General features: G+C 34.5%; 17 protein-coding genes, 3 tRNA genes, 1 other RNA gene, 1 pseudogene and 1 riboswitch. Of the genes and pseudogenes, 7 read left to right on the forward strand and 15 right to left on the reverse strand.

Annotated elements, in window-relative coordinates:
• Positions 1 to 20 precede the first annotated feature (20 nt).
• On the reverse strand, positions 21 to 584 hold the full coding sequence (locus tag QDN89_RS02220; RefSeq protein WP_280768447.1) for a 5-formyltetrahydrofolate cyclo-ligase: 564 nt from the start codon (positions 582 to 584) through the stop codon (positions 21 to 23).
• Positions 585 to 1,027: 443 nt separating this feature from the next.
• Positions 1,028 to 1,448 (reverse strand): annotated as a pseudogene (locus QDN89_RS02225) (phage terminase large subunit); the annotation flags it as partial.
• A gap of 1,018 nt (positions 1,449 to 2,466) precedes the next feature.
• On the opposite strand from QDN89_RS02225, the gene QDN89_RS02230 reads away from it, so the two are divergent.
• Complete coding sequence (locus QDN89_RS02230) at positions 2,467 to 3,186, forward strand: hypothetical protein (protein WP_280768448.1); 720 nt, start codon at positions 2,467 to 2,469, stop codon at positions 3,184 to 3,186.
• A 518-nt stretch (positions 3,187 to 3,704) separates the two neighbouring features.
• Positions 3,705 to 3,884, forward strand: a complete 180-nt coding sequence (locus tag QDN89_RS02235) for a hypothetical protein (protein WP_280768449.1) — start codon at positions 3,705 to 3,707, stop codon at positions 3,882 to 3,884.
• A gap of 260 nt (positions 3,885 to 4,144) precedes the next feature.
• On the opposite strand, the gene rpmG is transcribed toward QDN89_RS02235, so the two are convergent.
• Both rpmG and QDN89_RS02245 read right to left on the reverse strand, forming a co-directional pair.
• On the reverse strand, positions 4,145 to 4,294 hold the full coding sequence (rpmG, locus tag QDN89_RS02240) for a 50S ribosomal protein L33 (RefSeq protein ID WP_026696706.1): 150 nt from the start codon (positions 4,292 to 4,294) through the stop codon (positions 4,145 to 4,147).
• Between the two features lie 115 nt (positions 4,295 to 4,409).
• Positions 4,410 to 5,117: a hypothetical protein gene (locus QDN89_RS02245; RefSeq protein ID WP_280768450.1), complete on the reverse strand. Its 708-nt coding sequence runs from the start codon at positions 5,115 to 5,117 to the stop codon at positions 4,410 to 4,412.
• Between the two features lie 195 nt (positions 5,118 to 5,312).
• Between QDN89_RS02245 and QDN89_RS02250 the strand changes: the two genes are divergently transcribed.
• Entirely contained in the window at positions 5,313 to 5,651 is a 339-nt protein-coding gene (locus tag QDN89_RS02250; protein ID WP_280768451.1) for a hypothetical protein, read from the forward strand.
• Between the two features lie 26 nt (positions 5,652 to 5,677).
• Entirely contained in the window at positions 5,678 to 6,208 is a 531-nt protein-coding gene (locus QDN89_RS02255) for a hypothetical protein (protein WP_280768452.1), read from the forward strand.
• A gap of 304 nt (positions 6,209 to 6,512) precedes the next feature.
• On the opposite strand, the gene QDN89_RS02260 is transcribed toward QDN89_RS02255, so the two are convergent.
• The 9 genes from QDN89_RS02260 to QDN89_RS02300 form a co-directional block, all read right to left on the reverse strand.
• A complete protein-coding gene (locus QDN89_RS02260) occupies positions 6,513 to 8,576 on the reverse strand; it encodes a peptidoglycan D,D-transpeptidase FtsI family protein (protein WP_280768453.1) in 2,064 nt (687 codons plus the stop codon).
• An 86-nt stretch (positions 8,577 to 8,662) separates the two neighbouring features.
• A non-coding RNA gene (ssrS, locus tag QDN89_RS02265) (6S RNA) lies at positions 8,663 to 8,848 on the reverse strand.
• A 64-nt stretch (positions 8,849 to 8,912) separates the two neighbouring features.
• Positions 8,913 to 10,169, reverse strand: coding sequence for an MFS transporter (locus QDN89_RS02270; protein ID WP_280768454.1), 1,257 nt, complete (start codon positions 10,167 to 10,169; stop codon positions 8,913 to 8,915).
• 216 nt (positions 10,170 to 10,385) lie between these two features.
• Positions 10,386 to 10,994 (reverse strand): superoxide dismutase, encoded by a 609-nt coding sequence (locus tag QDN89_RS02275; RefSeq protein ID WP_280768455.1) that lies wholly within the window; start codon positions 10,992 to 10,994, stop codon positions 10,386 to 10,388.
• Positions 10,995 to 11,238: 244 nt separating this feature from the next.
• Positions 11,239 to 11,580, reverse strand: coding sequence for an iron-sulfur cluster biosynthesis family protein (locus QDN89_RS02280; RefSeq protein WP_280768456.1), 342 nt, complete (start codon positions 11,578 to 11,580; stop codon positions 11,239 to 11,241).
• Between the two features lie 536 nt (positions 11,581 to 12,116).
• Positions 12,117 to 12,209 (reverse strand) — tRNA-Ser (locus tag QDN89_RS02285).
• 16 nt (positions 12,210 to 12,225) lie between these two features.
• A tRNA-Ile gene (locus tag QDN89_RS02290) sits at positions 12,226 to 12,302 on the reverse strand.
• Positions 12,303 to 12,321: 19 nt separating this feature from the next.
• Positions 12,322 to 12,398, reverse strand: a tRNA-Met gene (locus QDN89_RS02295).
• Positions 12,399 to 12,532: 134 nt separating this feature from the next.
• On the reverse strand, positions 12,533 to 14,179 hold the full coding sequence (locus tag QDN89_RS02300) for a Na/Pi cotransporter family protein (RefSeq protein ID WP_280768457.1): 1,647 nt from the start codon (positions 14,177 to 14,179) through the stop codon (positions 12,533 to 12,535).
• 230 nt (positions 14,180 to 14,409) lie between these two features.
• On the opposite strand from QDN89_RS02300, the gene QDN89_RS02305 reads away from it, so the two are divergent.
• Both QDN89_RS02305 and QDN89_RS02310 read left to right on the forward strand, forming a co-directional pair.
• Positions 14,410 to 15,195 carry a DUF1189 domain-containing protein gene (locus tag QDN89_RS02305; RefSeq protein ID WP_280768458.1) on the forward strand — a complete coding sequence of 262 codons (786 nt, stop codon included), beginning with the start codon at positions 14,410 to 14,412 and terminating at the stop codon, positions 15,193 to 15,195.
• A 208-nt stretch (positions 15,196 to 15,403) separates the two neighbouring features.
• Entirely contained in the window at positions 15,404 to 15,733 is a 330-nt protein-coding gene (locus tag QDN89_RS02310; protein ID WP_280768459.1) for a helix-turn-helix domain-containing protein, read from the forward strand.
• Between the two features lie 32 nt (positions 15,734 to 15,765).
• Here QDN89_RS02310 and QDN89_RS02315 read toward each other — a convergent pair whose 3' ends face one another.
• A complete protein-coding gene (locus QDN89_RS02315) occupies positions 15,766 to 16,437 on the reverse strand; it encodes a class D sortase (protein ID WP_280768460.1) in 672 nt (223 codons plus the stop codon).
• 325 nt (positions 16,438 to 16,762) lie between these two features.
• Between QDN89_RS02315 and QDN89_RS02320 the strand changes: the two genes are divergently transcribed.
• On the forward strand, positions 16,763 to 17,005 hold the full coding sequence (locus tag QDN89_RS02320) for a helix-turn-helix domain-containing protein (RefSeq protein ID WP_280768461.1): 243 nt from the start codon (positions 16,763 to 16,765) through the stop codon (positions 17,003 to 17,005).
• Positions 17,006 to 17,268: 263 nt separating this feature from the next.
• Here QDN89_RS02320 and QDN89_RS02325 read toward each other — a convergent pair whose 3' ends face one another.
• Positions 17,269 to 17,430: a hypothetical protein gene (locus QDN89_RS02325; protein WP_280768462.1), complete on the reverse strand. Its 162-nt coding sequence runs from the start codon at positions 17,428 to 17,430 to the stop codon at positions 17,269 to 17,271.
• A 40-nt stretch (positions 17,431 to 17,470) separates the two neighbouring features.
• Positions 17,471 to 17,580, reverse strand: a riboswitch (cyclic di-GMP riboswitch).
• Positions 17,581 to 17,750 lie beyond the last annotated feature (170 nt).

The raw sequence follows: 17,750 nt of genomic DNA on the forward strand, positions 1-17,750 counted from the left end.
CTATTCCCCTTTATTCTTTCCTATTTTGTAAATAAAACATCATCTGGAGTAATTAGAAAGTCTACTGGTAAGTCAAACTTGTCATTCGGAATACTTTCAACTAGTTGCTCTGGCATACATATCGAAACCGTTGAGAGAACATGTTTTGCTAAAAAACGGTCATAGTATCCACCACCATGGCCAATTCGATAACCTCGCCGATCAAATATTAGTCCTGGTACAATTAACCATTGAATAAAGGAAGGAGAAATTGCTTCAGTTACGTCAGTGTTAGGTTCCTTTAAGCCATAAAAACTATTTTCTAATTGATTGAAATCTTCTAATGTATAAAATGTCATCGTTTTGTCTCGTGATTGACATTTAGGAACAACAACCGTTTTCGCTTCTTTCCATGCTTGCTCAATAATTGGTGTTGTATCAATCTCAAATCCAACCGAGATAGTTACACCAATGATATCACTTGTTTTCCAATTATCATGAGAAAATAAATTTCTATAAATTCGGTTTTCATCTTGCTGTTTTTTTACGTGATCGATTCCTTTAAGCGTCTTCTTCATTTTCAATCGGAGTTCCCGTTTATCCACCAGATCACCTCCTCTTTTATGCCAATGTCTATTTTACCATTATTATAGTATAAAACAGAATAAGTAATTGAAGCAGAAATCTCATTGCTACCCTGACAGTAGAGAGTTCCTGCTTCTTACCCTTCATTTTATCCCATGGCACAAGTCAGACATCTGCTCATGCTTCCCTTCAATTGTATTCACTGTCTCTTTTTTGCCCCTGAGGAATCCTCAAGCCTCCTCAGGCTGATGCTTTGCGGGATCTTGCCAAATCCCTTCTTCCGCAGGACTTTGAGTAACATCTTCGAAATCACACCGAACGAAGGAAATAGGATTCCATTTCCGAGGAGTTTAGGGGGCAAAGCTTCCACTCTCTTCCTCGTAAATAAGTAACACTATTTTTATCCATCATGCTGCGAGAAAAGTCTCAAGATGGCTACTATAGAAAGCTTTGTTATCATTCTGTGATGTAAAGAATAATCATCGTCACTATTCTTAGCGTCTCCCCACTCATTTAACCATGAATAAGAGTTTCTAGGTGGATTGTAGCTGTAATAGACTTTGACCTCTTTCTCTCTTAGGTCCTGACGAACGAATGTATCTTTTACCGTGTCAATGTCCCTCACGTCTGCTAATTCTGCTAATTACTCAAACCAATAAATCCATTACATAACCCTTGGCTATCTTAGCAGAATTAAGCTTAAATGGATCGTCAATACCATAGAAATGAAACGCTGTCTTAGTTCTATTATAAACTATTTTTAATGGATAACTCATAAACCAAAATTCCTCATCAACACCTAGCATGTAAATGGTCCACTTGATCTTCTCATATATAAACGTTGAAAAGTATGTCCCTACTTTACGCAAACAAACAGCGTTTCCCTAGTCATCCTATTAAAAGTCCGTTACAAGCTTCAACGATCCCTTTATGCTTAATTTTTATAAAAAAAATATTTTTTTAATAAAAGAGAAATCACCCCCAAAGGATGCTCATAAACTATGATTTGAATTCTTTCTCTGGGTATACATCCCTTAAATGTCTAACTATGAGAGCATAAATAGTCCAAAAGACAGCTTGTAACAATGACCTGATTATCTTTGCAACGTTTTAGAGATTTAGAATATTTTACTTTTTGACCGAGTTCCACAGCCTCCTATCCAAGTTTTTGCTTCTCTTATAGAGCTAAACGTTTCCAAGATTCAGTACTATAAAAATCTCTTTAAAAGCTCATTTAAGAGCCTAAGGGAGAAGAACGAAAACTAGCAATGGCTTACGAGAAATTGGAAGAGGAACTATATCCTAACTGAAGAATTTACACTCCAAAAGATTTTGCTCTTGTAAGCAAGATCAACAGCAAATTCAAATATGCACTATTCAAATTGTTCGCTTGTTTCTTCTCCTTTAATTGTTGTATGATTATGTTAATTAGACTAAGGTATGTTTATTCCAATGACTTTATTATTAGATTGATAAAAACGAGAAAAAAAGAGTATCGTCACAAAAATATGTAGTTGAAAAAGTAGATATCACCTTTTCTGTTTTGTCCAACAATGAAATAGACTATAGAGAGATCTTGCCACTGTTAATTAACTAACTTAGCTGACTTATAAGTTTCATTAGATTATATATTTGAGGCCATGACTAAAAGCAAAAAACAAAAGAAATACTTGATGCTCCAGATACTCAAATAGCGGCTAAAGATTGAAAACTTAGATGCAGAAAGAACATTATAATTAATAGAGGAACTACTTAAAAAACAAGATAAGGAGAAGTAACTTCTCATTTTTTGGCTTTTCCCTGTCGAATTTTGGATAGAAAAGAAGTATATACAATTTAATTGGTGATAATTAACAAATGTTAATTGTTATATAAAATGAAGAGAAAAAGGGGAAATCAATTATGAAAAAAATTATTACAGCACTCTCTTTATCAACTTTACTCGTATTGGCAGCATGCGGTGATGAGAATGCAAACACAGAGACAGAGAACAATGATGACACTAATCAGAATAACACAGAAGAAGTAGTTGAAAATGAGCAAAACAATGAAGAGGCTAACGAAGAAAACGAAGTAAACAATGTAATGAATGAAGACAATGAAAACGACGTGGAAGAAACTGCTGATGAAATGTCTGAAGGGGCATGGGAAACAGAAGTTGGAGACACTGTCGAGACAGAAGGTGGTACTTTTACACTTCACGCGCGTCAAGACGACATTGATACTATTGAATCAGGACCGATTGTTATAAATATAGAACAAATTAACACTGCATCTGGTGAAACTGCTGGCATGTTAAAAGAAATGACTGAGCAAGACGAACTTGATTATATTCAGATTGATCTAAACGTCGAAAATACTGCTGATGAAGATATCACTTTTTATGCAGGTCAAGCGAGAATTTCTACAAGTACAGGAGAACAATTAGAAAGTGATATGTGGTTATCCGATCATATTGATGGAGACCTTATGTCTGGAACTTCTCACAATGGTAGTTTCTTTTTCATGTTAGAAAACTCAAATGCTGAAGATGTTGAAAGTATCCGTATTACATGGGGGGCTCCAACTGATCTCGATTGGGAAGAAGTTGGCGAACCGATTGATATAGAAATTGAATTGTAATACTAACCCCCTCCCAGGGGGTTTCTTTTTACTTAATTTATTTTCTTCCAATCGATCTTACAGCCAGCAAATACTATTTAGGAGGATTAAAATATAAATTTGGTATGAGGAAACCAAGTATCAAACATCTGTAAAGTCTCGAACAACTGGAAAACTTAAGAGGTCTGCAAAAAAAGCTGTTTCGCCAGGTTACGGAAAGAAAGGGATTGGGTTAGTTAAAAACACAATAAAGTCTGCTTATAATAAAGTCTATAAGAAAACTTCATTTAGAACATTTGATTTGTTTAAAAAGTAGAAAGACCAACCATCCCTGTAAAAAATAAAGCTTCAAATGAATAAGCATAAAAAGAACAAATTCAAAAAGAAATTGCTATCGGTGAAAAGTTAATTCCGGTACTTGGTATCATACTTCTAATTGGTTTTATTTTAATTTGGAAAATCTAAATTTTTTTCCGGAGACACTATCCCCACAATCATTACAAGGTCCTTAGATACGTTAAATAAAAGGAGAATTAAACATGAGCATGTATAAACTCATACATTTTTTTATTGTTTTATTGGGCATAGCCGTGATTATATCCGGCCAGTATTTTCAAAGTGCAGCTATTTTTATTATTGGAGCGCTTGTAGTTATACCAGCGATTTTGATTAATCACAAAGTAAATAATCCACCTAAAAAAAGGATTAACGACGCTTAGAAAAACGACCCTGCGATGAGATAGGCCACTGAAGAACTACCTGTTTTAAAAATTAAACTTGGTTCTCAATAAAAAAACAGCTGTTTTGTCAATCAAAGTGGGCGTACTCTGCACAGCATGAATTTAGATAGTTTTTTTAAGAGGAAAAAACGAGATAAAAATCTTAATGTAGGCAAATTGTGGTCATTTGATGATATCAAAAATAAAAGAGCGACCTAAACCCCTGTTATACCAAGGTTTATAAGTCGCTCTTACTCTTATTACTTTGTCTCACGGTGTAACGTGTGACGGCCTAGACGTGGGCTGAATTTCTTAAGCTCCATACGATCTGGGTTCGTACGTTTATTTTTTGTCGTAATGTAATTACGATCGCCTGTCTCAGTGCAAGCTAATGTAACTTGAACACGCATGTTTTTCCCCTCCAAACTCAATACTTACTCATACTTTAAAAATAATAGCAGAGTTTGAGAAGACATTCAAGTACAAGAATATGATAATTGTCATTTCTTTTCAAAAGTATCCATATCAGTTATATGATTTTTCCGTAAAAAGATCTTTAAAATAATCATGTGTCGTTTCTAGCTCGTATAAATTAGCATGATTAATCTCCCAATCATATAAAAATACGCTCTTGTTCGCTTCAACTTTTACATTGTAACTTAATCCACATCCTTTGCTCTCTTGTGATATAGGTGGAAAGACCGAACGATCAGAATGAACACCAGTGCTTAATAACATATCCTTTTCATTTGTTTGGTACTGAAAAGGTCCACTTTTAGGTGTCGTCCCTCCAATGAGACAATATTCCGTTTTACGACATAACATCATTGCCTCACTACTTGGGGAGTAATAAACAAAAGGAATCGGATGATTTGCTAGAATATTGTAATGAATGTGAACTTTTAATTCAATCGTTTTTGATCCCTTATTTTCTATAAATAACTTTTGTAGAGACGCAAGCTCGTTTTCGGAAGGTAATCTTAACCACTTAATATCCAAATCCTCAATATTTACTTCCTTATAGTATTTCCCTTTATCTGGACTCAAAATTGGATACAATACATTATTCATTTCAATAGAATACTCTTTCATAAATTCTTCTGCACTATGTTTTATTGGCATCATGATTGGTTTCTCCCCCTTGTTTCTTGCTTGTAAACCTATCGTACCGATGTTTGTCCAATTCAACAAGGTGGTATTTTTGTATTTTTTTGTCATATATTGAACAGACATTGTTATCTCTTGTTATCATTAAAATAAGGAAGTATTCCCTCTTCTTTTTTAATAATTTATTTTCAATTCCCTCTATCTAAGCTTCATTTCGTAAAATTAGACAAAATCTTTATCTTTTTTAGGTTCTCTTTTCCAATCTTCCTATTAATTCTGATATTATTAGATAGACGTAAAACATAGTTAGGAGGTACAAAAATGGAATGGGTGATTATTAGTTTATTTAGTTTTTCGGCTATTTTGCTATTATTATCATTTTTTCAAAAAAACGAAACGAAAGAAATGGAAAAACAGCTTGAAACAACATCAATACAATTAATGAAAGAAATATATTATTTAAAAAAGAAAGTCAAGGTTCTTGAAGAAGAATACATGATTACTGATACTAACCTCTATTCTGATTCTAATGAGAATTCTAAGCGTTCTTTATGTCGAGATGATGTTCTTTCCATGCATGAAGAAGGACATTCTGTCGAAGATATAGCAATGATGACTGAGAATTCCGTAGACAAAATCGAAGAATTATTAGCTCAATAATTATTAAAAGGGAGGAGAAGTATTTTATGGGTACTAAAGAAAAGTTTCAAGGGGCATCTGCTAGCCTATTTTTAGCTGGGTCCTTGTTGGCAGGGTTATACTACTTCCAGCCTGAAATCATTGAAACAAACTCACAAGAGACAGCAAACAATGTGGATGTATCCTCGCTTGAAAATAAAGGTTATACGGTGCTTTCAGAAGAAGAAAATAATAACCAAACAGAACTATATGAACAACTAAGAGATGAAAATAAAGAGTTATCCAATAAATTAAACCAGTTGAAAAACGAGCAAGAAACATCAAATCAGGAAAGCTCTAATTCTTCAGAAGAAGCTCTAAATAATGAAACCATTTACCAAAGTATCTTGTCCATTGAACAAGGGATGACTTCTAAAGATATTTCAAGTAAATTATTGGAATTAAAAGTTATTGACAATACAGATTTATTCGAACAGAAGCTTTCTGAAAGAGGATTAGAAGATCGGATTCAAATTGGACAATACACGTTACATAGTGAAATGTCTTTAGAAGATATTATTACGTTGATTACTTCTTGAAAACTTAGGTTAAATACCCGATGATTCTCGCTCATTAATCAATCGAATAACATAGTAGCAAAGAGGAGAGACATACACTAACATTTAAAAGGAGGGTTTTTCCTTTGAAAGTGTTTGGCGTGTCTCTTTGCTTTTTAATAATTCCAATTCTTTTTCGTGCCGCTACCGAGTTGTTGAGGAAAGAAACTTATGGCTAAAGTTCGTTAAAAAACACCATAAATCCAAAATTAAAAAGAGTGCATGAAAGGTTTCCCCTCTCAAACACTCCCTCGTTTAATATTCATTGTATCAATAACAACCTACCTTATTCCGTAATATCTTCATCTACTTCATCAATATCTGATCCGCCTTCTGGTCTTTCAGGCCCATTTCGACCTTCTTTTAAATCAAAATAAGCATCTAAAGAACCCTCAGCTATTCTGTTCGCCACACCTGCACTATCAATATTAGCTGTACCCGGTACAACTACGGAAATAGCTACTTCTGGATTTTCATACGGAGCATACCCTGCAAACGTTTGATTATTTGCCTCTTCTCCATTTACAGTAACCTGTGCCGTTCCAGTTTTACCAGCAGGATCGTAGTCTCTTCCTTGGAAGTAACTACTTGCCGTTCCTCTTTCACCGTGAATAACTCTATGGAACCCTTGCTGGATTCTATTAAGATAATTTTCATCTACATCAAGGTAATTCAAAATCTTCGGTTCTATCTGTTGCGATAGAGGACCTAGTTCATCTTTATCTGATTGAGGCTCACGAATTTCTTTCACTACTCTAGGTGCGAATCGATATCCATCATTAGCAATCGTAGATACGTATTGTGCTAACTGCATGGGTGTGTAAGTGTCAAACTGGCCAAAGGATAAGAACAAAAATGAACCTTGGGACCCTGGTCCTGTAGGATTTGCATCAACAATACCTTTAAACTCACCAGGTAGGTCGATCCCTGTATTTACTCCTAAGCCCATTTGATTATAATAAGATCGAAGTGTATCAAAACCAGGGTTAAGACTAGGCCAATTTCGACCGGAAACTTCTGGAGAATAACCAATGAGTCTCATCGCTACGTTAACCATGTAAATATTAGACGATCGTTCTAATGCTGAAATATCATCTACATACCCAAGTGGAGAAACAGATCGAATTGGTTGGGATCCTGGTAAGTCAAGTGGTCGATCGTAAATACCTGTTCCAGGAGGCATTACACCTGTGTCGAAACCAGCCAACACGGTCGCCCCTTTCATGGATGACCCCACTTCATAAGAAAGTTGAAAAGTATCTAAATCACTGCTATTTTCATTTCCAGTATAACCTGACATGGCAAGAACTTCTCCATTATTTGGATCCATCATTACAACGTAAGCATTCTCTTCTTCGATAAATCTAGCTGAACTGCTATTAACTTCTTCATTAATGACTTCTTGAACCTTCTGTTGTAGTTCCATATCTAACGTTAAAACAAGGTCATTCCCTCTACTCCCCATTTTCTCTTCTGGGTTACGAAGGAAACTTCCTCCAGGATCCATAAAGTTCTCAATCTCTCCTTTTCGTCCTCTCAGTACAGATTCATACTGAGACTCCAAATAGCTTCGTCCAACTTCTTCATTTCTCTCATATCCTTGCGATAAGAAACTATCTAGACTATGTCTAGGAATAGAACCGACCCTGCCAAAAACTGAGCGAAGAGTATCATCATACATATACTTTCTTGTAGAATCTCTAATAATATCTACACCTGGTAAATTATCCATATTTTCCATAATCAAAGCCGCTTCTTCATACTCAATACCACGACTTACTTTATGTGGTAAATTATTGTAACCTGAAGTAAATTCCCTCCAGATTAAAAATACTTCTAGTTCTTCATCCGTCAATTGTTCTAATTCTTCATCTGTAATTTTATTTAAACGTTCAATATGTGCTTCACTGTCCGACAAGCCTAGTTCAAGAGCTTCTTCTAATGTAAGCTTTTCCTCAAACTCGTCTGGATATAGTAATGTCCAAAACTCTTTACGTTCTCGCTCAAAACGATTCCCAATATCTTCAATATCAAATGAAATGAACTGATTGAGTTTATTTGCTGTTTCTAACATTTCAGCTGATGGTGTATTACGATTCGTATAAGTTACGGTAAATAATAGTTCGTTATCAACGAGTGTATTTCCAAATCGGTCATAAATCAGTCCTCTCGGCGCTTCCACCGGCTGACTTATATTAACGGTTCTCTCAAGCTCCTCTTGAAAACTTTCACCTTGAACAATTTGAACGACACCTAAACGAAGGATCAATGCCGAAAATAATAAAAATACGAGAAAAAAGAGTATATTCAATCTTACTGAAAGATGAGGTTTTTGTTTTTTTTCACTCATGGCAAGGATCCTTTCTATTGTAGCTTTCAACTTAGAATTATCTATTACATAGATTTAGACACCTTCGTCAATAAGGTGTCTAAAGACTAGCGCCCGCATGTGCGGTTATCTTCCAGATTTCACGAACCCGCCTTAGGCAGGTGGGTGCCAGCAAAAACACTTTCAACTTCCTAATAAAATAGGCATGTTGTTGGTGTTTTAATGTAAGGCTCCCGTGTGAATTGGTGTTCGGTTCGAATTAAACTCGAAGTTCACCAACACCGCAGGCAATCAATTTATTTAGCTTTATTATACCATATATTAAACGATTATCAAAAGGAGTCTAATGTCTCAAAATTACCTTTTTTTCAAAGCTGTAAATGTTTCTTTATCAAGTGTAGAAGGAAGATGGATCTTCTTAATCCAACCATAAATACACAGGTGTCCGATTCCAAGCACAGTTAATGCAATTGGAACGCCCTTCTCTTCTCCGAATTGAAAAAGACATAAAAGCAGAAAAAGTATGGAAGAGATTCTTCCTGCATTTAGATAGAGTTCTCTTATAACAATGTACTCTATTCTCATTTCCCTCGCTTTCCACCCACTTCCAATGACATCATAGGTAAGCGATAAGTATGGGACGAGTAATAATGGATATGCTATCGCTGTTACCACGCCATATGTCATCAACTTAACAAAGCTAAGATCAAACACTACAATGAATACAGCCGCATAAAGGATAAATCCCCCTAAGAGAATTGCTTTTTTTCGATGTTTTTTAGGTAAAAACCTTCCAACGATAAAATACACAACAAAAGAAGTAGCAGAGACAACCAAACCGTACGTCCCGATTGCTAATTCACTTCCTGTAGTAATAAAAATCCATACTACGATGACGAAGATGAAACTCCCTTCCCTCAAACCTTGGAAATAATTCGCCCTTAATATTTGTTTCCAAGGAGGATACTCCTTCCTCACCTTAAATACTTCTTTTAGATGATATGCCCCTTCAGCAGATCGTCGTTTCATAAAAAAAGTTAAAATCACTGCAACAATAAATAACCCTAAAGATACTGCAAAAATGACGCTATATCCCTTTAGGTTATTCATGTATGTAATGACCGTCCCCGCAAAAATAGGACCTATCATTCCAGCAAACGATGTTAATAAACCTAGAAAACCATTGAAAAAATCTCTTGTTTCTGGTTCTGTGATTTCAAACGTTAAAACGTTAAAAGATAACCAATAAAATCCATAACCAATTCCTAATAAAAATCCTAGTAGTACAACATAATTCTCAGCAGATTCCCCAAGCCAAAGAACAGATAAATAAAAACATGAAAGAAAAATAACTCCTAGTCTTAGAACTATAATACGGTCTATTTTTTTTGCCCATCTCCCCGCAAGAATAAACGTTAATGGATGCATAGTCACAATAGATAAATTAAATATTGCCAGCTTTATAAACTCCTCCGATTGCTTCCATAAATAGATATTCACAAATGTATTTGATAAGGCGATGCTTAACGCATATAATCCTCCGATGGTAAGTAATAATTCAATATCTTTGTTTAATTCTAAATCACCAACAATATACCTTGTCCATTTTTTCATTTGTCCACGCTCCTTTTACACTCACACAAATTAGTTTGTCACGAGAGTAAAAGGATATTCCTTGATTATATTCATTGGTAGAAAAATCACGGAGATAACCAAAAAATGATGGGCTTTGTCATTCTAAACTCCTAGGAGGGACTGACAGAGAAATCACCTTCCACACTAAAACAAAAAATGCCACAAAGCCAAAGGCCTTGTGACATTATATAAAGATTATTTTGCTGCTTCGTAACGTTTAGCAACTTCATCCCAGTTAATTACATTAAAAAATGCATCTACGTAATCAGGACGCTTATTTTGGTATTTTAAGTAATAAGCATGTTCCCATACGTCTACACCTAAAATTCCTGTTTTACCTTCCATAATTGGTGTATCTTGATTTGGAGTACTTGTTACTTCAAGCTTTCCATTATTTACGGCAAGCCAAGCCCAACCGGACCCAAAACGAGTTAATGCTGCATTTTTAAATTCTTCTTTAAATTTATCAAAGCTACCAAAAGTTTTATCAATAGCGTCAGCTAGTTCTCCTGTAGGAGCTCCTCCGCCATTTGGAGACATGATTTCCCAAAATAATGTGTGGTTAAAGTGACCTCCACCATTATTGCGAACAGGACCTCGAACGCTCTCAGGTAAACCATCTAGGTTCGTTAATAATTCTTCTAAACTCTTCCCCTCAAGATCACTATGACCTTCAAGAGCACCGTTCAGCTTCGTTATATACGTGTTATGGTGCTTACCATGATGAATTTTCATTGTCTCTTCATCAATGTGTGGTGCTAATGCGTCGTGTGCGTATGGTAGTTCGGGTAAAGAAAATGACATTCATATCTCCTCCTTGATTAATTGTATGTAGGAATTGATGTTTCTCAAATAAAGAGAAAAAATCATCCCACAAGGACACTACCTTTTCCAACATAAGGAAAGGGTTATCCTTTATACTTTTCACATTATCAAATATTCCCTTTGCTTTCAATCGATAAACCTTGATTTTAAAAGAAATCTTAACATTAATTACTAATAACCCTATGAAAGACTAGAGCTAATCAGCTTTATCAATAGCATAAGTTTATTTTTTAATGGCGTTAAAGGACATCCTAGGATTCAACATTTGATTAGGACTTTTTAATTGAAGCATATTAGCAGAATCAGAATAATCAACCTTTAAATCATTGTCATACACCCATTCTACTCTCTTTTGTATCGCGACACGATATGGGGCTGGTTTCGTTGTTAATACAATTTCTTCATCCGTTAAGTTTTCTTCATAGATTTCCACCAGCTTGCTTACACCATTTACAACACATCCACAATCGTCTGTCTCATATTGTAAAAGTAAAACATTTTCATTTGGATTTATTGCGGATTCCTTAATTTTTTGAAGCGCACTGTTAGTAATTTCAATTTCCATTTATTTTCACTCCTATCCTTTAACATTTGCGAGATTTAATAATAAAACCGGTAATTTTTTTGCCATTTACGACAACAGATCAATAATATAAGTATCCTACATTAAATAAAGATAAACAATCAAACTGCTTATAAATAGATCACAAACAAAAAGGAGTAACCTGGGACATACATTACGTAAATAAATCTTCCGGTTAGACCGATTCATTTCCCCTGCCTTGATGAATCGCTCCAATATGGACATTTAGACCGATTCAGTCCTCCTCCCTTGGATCAATCCCTCCAACTCGATTGTTATATAAAGTTTCATAAATTTCATCTCGACACTTCAGGGAAACGACAATCATGCAATTTCCAAAAATCCACTAGTATGATCTAATAGAATTTTTATCACACCATCATTGTTACTCATTTGAGCCACTTCCTTTATGATCACGATACTCAAAACTTAAACATATCCACAACTCAAACATCTATAATATCCAAACAATAAAAAAACTCACTAACAATAAAGCTAGTGAGTTGTTCGTATTTTAATGGAGGAGGAAGAGGGATTCGAACCCCCGCGGGCTTTGACACCCCTGTTGGTTTTCAAGACCAATCCCTTCAGCCAGACTTGGGTATTCCTCCTAGTTAACCTATATAATGGTGGACCCTGTAGGACTCGAACCTACGACCGGACGGTTATGAGCCGTCTGCTCTAACCAACTGAGCTAAGGGTCCTTACTTTAGAAGTAAATCATGGTAGCGGCGGAGGGGATCGAACCCCCGACCTCACGGGTATGAACCGTACGCTCTAGCCAGCTGAGCTACACCGCCATTAATCAGCTCTGTTAATCAAAGACAAGTAACATCTTACCATGATAAATTAATTGAAGTCAATACATTTTTTACTTTTTTAAAAAAGTTATGATGCACTAGAGTAGAAAACTTTCACTAGTGCATCAATTTAATTACTCGTCTTCGAGAACTGCCTCTGCAATATTTACAGAATGGTCACCTATACGTTCTAAGTTACTAATCATATCAACAAATACTATTCCAGCAGAAGCTTCACAACTACCTTCATTTAGTCTCATGATATGTTTTTTACGAAGCTTTCTTTCCATTTTATCTATCTGCTCTTCTTTAAGAATAACGGACCTTGCGGCTAAAATATCGTCTTCTTCTAGTGCTTTTTCCGCTTGAGTTAATGTATCAATTGTTAATTCAAACATTTCTCTTAAATCTTGCATAGCCAATTCGGACATCTTCACTTTATTCGTTACTTGATATTCCGTTAACTCAATAATATTTTCCATATGGTCTCCAACTCTCTCAATATCTCTTACAGTATCCATCAGCATTGAATGTAGCCTAGAATCTCCAGCTGTTAGTGAGTTCGTTGAAATTTTCACGAGGTAGTCTGTAATCTTTCTATCAAGGTTATTCACAGCATCTTCAAATTGGTAAGCTAATTCTGCATGACGCTTATGTTTTGTCTCAACAAATTGTGATGCTTCAACAAGCCCTTGCTTGGACAATTCAGCCATTCTTAACGTTTCTTTTTTTGCTTGACCTAAAGCAATCGAAGAGGATTGAGAAATCAAAACCGGATCTAAATGTTGTGCTTTATATTCAATAACTGTTTCATTACCTGGGATGAGCTTCGTTACAATCATAGCTAATACTGCCACAAATGGTAATTGAATAAGCACATTAGAAAAGTTAAAAATACCGTGTGCAACAGCAATTGTCATTTCAGGATTTAATCCAAGAGACTCTTGTAAATAAGCAATTAAAGAGATGTATGGTCTTATAACGATAAGTACTAAAATTGTTCCAACAAGATTAAAAATAACATGAGTTAATGCTGCTCTTTTCGCTGCAATCGATGCACCTAAAGCTGCTAACACTGCAGTAATTGTCGTTCCGATATTATCACCAAACAACACTGGCAAGGCTGCATCTAAATCCATCGCACCTTGTGAGAACAATTGTTGTAAAAGTCCTATGGCGGCAGATGAACTTTGCACACTGACAGTAAAGATCGTTCCAATAAGAACACCTAATAGTGGGTTTGAACTCATACTGACGGTTAACTCGGCAAATGACTCCAGTTCTCGTAATGGATGAAGACCATCTCCCATGAGGTTAAGTCCATAAAACAGAGCACCAAAACCAAAAAATACTTGACCTATATTATTCGCTTTTTTATTTTTAAGGAAAAAGATCAGAAATGTTCCAATTGCAATAATGGGTAACGCATAATCAGAGATTTTCAATCCTATAATAAATGCAGTAATTGTCGTTCCAATATTCGCTCCCATGATGACACCGATGGACTGGCGTAATGTCATAAAACCGGCATTTACAAGTCCGATAGCTAACACAGTAGTCCCTGTACTTGTTTGCAATAAAACTGTTACAACAACACCTGCTATAACACCCATAATTGGATTACTAGTAAATTTATCTAATATATCTCTTAATTTATCCCCTGCTACTTTTTGTAGACCGTCGCCCATGTATTTAATACCAAATAAAAAGATGGCTAGTCCACCAAAAAACATGAACAACAGGTCTCTTAGTTCTAGTTCCAAAACCTCATCCCCCAGCATTCGTCAATTTTCTCGTTTTTTCTTCCAACGCTCACCATCCTACGCTCTTTTTGTTAATTGTTTGTTAATGAATTGTAAAGATTATATTAAGTTTTTCAGTACTCTTTCACATTTACGATATTAATAGATTTAAAATGCATACTTGTTCCACTTTTACTGGTCATTTACAATTAAAAATGTAATAGTATCATAAGAGACATTATCATTTTAGAATAGCTAGGAGTGAAAAAATGAATATCATCCAACAATTTATTAAAAGTTTACATTCACCTGAGACAATTGCAAAATTCCGTTTTCAAAAAATAGGGAGAACAATTTTGTATGTATTTTTTCTCATGCTAATTGTTTCCATTCCAATGGCAGTTATTTTAGGAAGCAATATTAACAATCTTTTTAAAGATGTAGAAAGCCATATGATTGAATCCTTCCCTGACTTCACCATTGAAAATGGTGTCTTGCAGTCAGATGTGGATGAACCTATGGTATTTGAAGATGGTGACACAACCGTTATATTTGATCCCACTGGGGAGTTTCGATTAGAAGATGCTGAACAGTATGATACAGCTTTTGCACTTCTCGAACGGGAAGCAGCGATTATTACAGACGGTTTTCCACAAACTTTTGGTTATCAAGAATTTGGGATTAATATTTCTAAAGACCAGTTAACTGATTTTGTTCAATCGATTGGCGACTTATTACCTCTCCTTATATCAATCATCATTTTATTGATGTATTTATTTACAACTGCAATGAAATTTCTTGGAATCTTTATGCTATCTGTTATCACATTGTTGTTGAAACGAAATGCAGTCGATCATCTCTCATACCGACAAGGCTGGGTGTTATCAGCTTATACAGTAACCCTACCTACCGTCTTGTTTGCTGTGATTGATATGTTCAGGATAGATATTCCTTTTTCGCTTGCAATTTACTGGGTGATTGCAATCGTAATGATGAATTTAGTTTTAAGAAATATTCCTCGTCCAAAAAATGAAACACCATCAGAAACTCCTTAAATTCAATGATCTTTAACATTAGAACGACACCTTTATATTAAAGGTGTCGTTTTTTTGGTATAAATTTAGAAAAAAATACAGAAACGAAAGTTCTACCCACAAAAATGTGATATATTAAACGTAGAATATTTTATAACGAACAATGATTAATGATTAATTTCGAATTATAATCATATATTAATAGCTTTTTCGAGGAGGGGCTTTATCCATGGTTGGAGAGCGTGTTAAAAAATATCGGAAAGATGCTGGTATGTCATTGACAGAACTAGCAGAAAAGGCAGGAGTTGCAAAGTCTTACTTAAGTGCATTAGAAAGAAATATTCAAACAAACCCTTCTATTCAATTTTTAGAAAAAATTGCAGAAGTGTTACAAGTAAACATGAATCAATTATTAAAAGATCAACCGGAAAACAGTTATGAATCAAATCTTGATAACGAATGGCAATCACTCGTAAAAGAAGCAATGGACTCTGGTGTATCAAAAGAAGAATTCAAAGAATTTTTAGAATTCAACAAATGGAAAATTAAAAATAAGTAAGAAAAAAGCCTTCATCTTTTGGAGGCTTTTATTCATGATACTTTCTTAGCATGAACGATCAACCTGTGTGTCGGATTAACCATTGGTTCACACGTAATTAAAGTGATGACCGATTCACCTTCTATCGGTTCTAAAACGGAGATATTATCTGGAGTTACAACGGACGTTTGAAACACTACATATTTTAATTCCTCTTTATGCGTTTCAATTGTCACTATGTCCCCGTTCTTAAGTTCATCCAACCGATTAAATTGTCTTCCACTAGTATGACTTCGGTGTGCAGCAATACCTGTATTTCCAACGTCACCAATGGAAGATGAATTGGATAAAAGTCCCGCTCCAACATCTAAATTCTTATCTGATGCACCATCCAACATTGGCATTGTTAGATTAATTTTATCAATATGAATCAAACCTACAACATCACTCTCGTTCTTGACCATTGTTTTACTTAACGGTTCCTCTTCTGAATTTTCAATTTCATTATCCCTCGAGCTATTCTCTTCAATATTAATGTTAAATACAGTTTTTAGTTCATCCTCTTCGTTTAACTTCTCTTTTTCATCTGTAAAAATCTCATCTAGCTCTAGAAATTCTTCTACTAAATCTTGTTCTAAAGAGGCGTATTGATGATTTTGTATATGTGGAAACAGAAGAGTAATGACACCTACTAACATAAAAATAACAGCTATCCGTTTTCTCATATTCCCCTCCCCTTCACATACACATTTGAAAGATTATCGTTCCAAGATAAACTTAATCCATTAATATAGTTAATGTTGTCTGTAAAGAACAAAATTTCCGTTTACAACATCATTTGTTCGTTATTAAGAATATATCTGAATTATAGCCTTTATACTCAATTAATGAAAAGTTGAAATAAAGTGATTTATGCTATATAAAGAACGTTTTACGTTCTTTATATCGTTTTATCTCTCATTTTCTCCGATTTTCATTTTTCCCAAAATCATTATCGTGCGTTATAATGAACGTAAGTTGTGTTTTTAATAGTTAGAAGGAGGCGACTGTATGATTGGAGATATGATTCGTCATAGAAGAAAAGAAAAAGGATTAACATTATCAGAGTTATCCAGAAAAACTGGGGTTTCGAAGTCTTATTTAAGTTATTTAGAAAGAAATATGAAAAGAAACCCTTCAATTGAAATTGTAAAAAAGATATTTCTCGTTTTAGACCTTCCATTATCCTCACTCATGTATCAAGAGAAAATAATCTCTGATATTCCTTTAAAGGAAAAACATAATTCTTTTTAAATTTCTAAATCTCTTTTTGTTCAATATTGAGGAAATTGAAAAATAAATGGTGATGGACATATGTCCATCACCATTTATTTAGAAAAAAAGACGCAAATCATAACGAGTTGCGTATCCTATAGCACAAACTTAAATGACACTAAAATTTTCAATATAATCTCTTTGTTTATTTACGTGTCTTATTTTTCTATATTTTTTTAATTAAATACAATTATTGCTCTTCGTTCAAGTTTAAACTAGCCATTTCTATTTTATTTAGTATTTCATGGAGCCAATTCATTTGAAGACGTATTTTTTTGAAAAATAGTACTTTCTTTTTGCTCTAGTAAAAAAGATCGAACATATTCAATTGTCAAACCTAATTTTTTCGCTTCCTCTAATAGTTTTTCCCACTCTCTCTCTTCTCTAGATTCGTTATCCCCCATTCTCCTAGTATGCCTCCTCTCCTAATATCATCAAAGTTGACTAGGCGGTTCAGCCATCATAGGGGGTAGAATTGTCAATAATTTATGTATTTCCCCGTTAGATCTGGAACTTTGCGTCCCTATTTTTCAATAGGTTTGCCTTTGACTAGAAGAAAAACAACAATACATTATTTAATAGGACAATTTGATTATAAACAATCTTGTTCAGAATATTGTGGTGAAAATTGTCACATCTTTTAAATTAATGCTTAAGACCTATATTTTTTTCCTATTTCGACAATTATTTTTACGATTATTTTAAAAAACAGTATAAAAAAACA

It is taken from the genome of Salipaludibacillus daqingensis (genome assembly GCF_029891575.1).
GTDB lineage: Bacteria > Bacillota > Bacilli > Bacillales > Salisediminibacteriaceae > Salipaludibacillus > Salipaludibacillus daqingensis.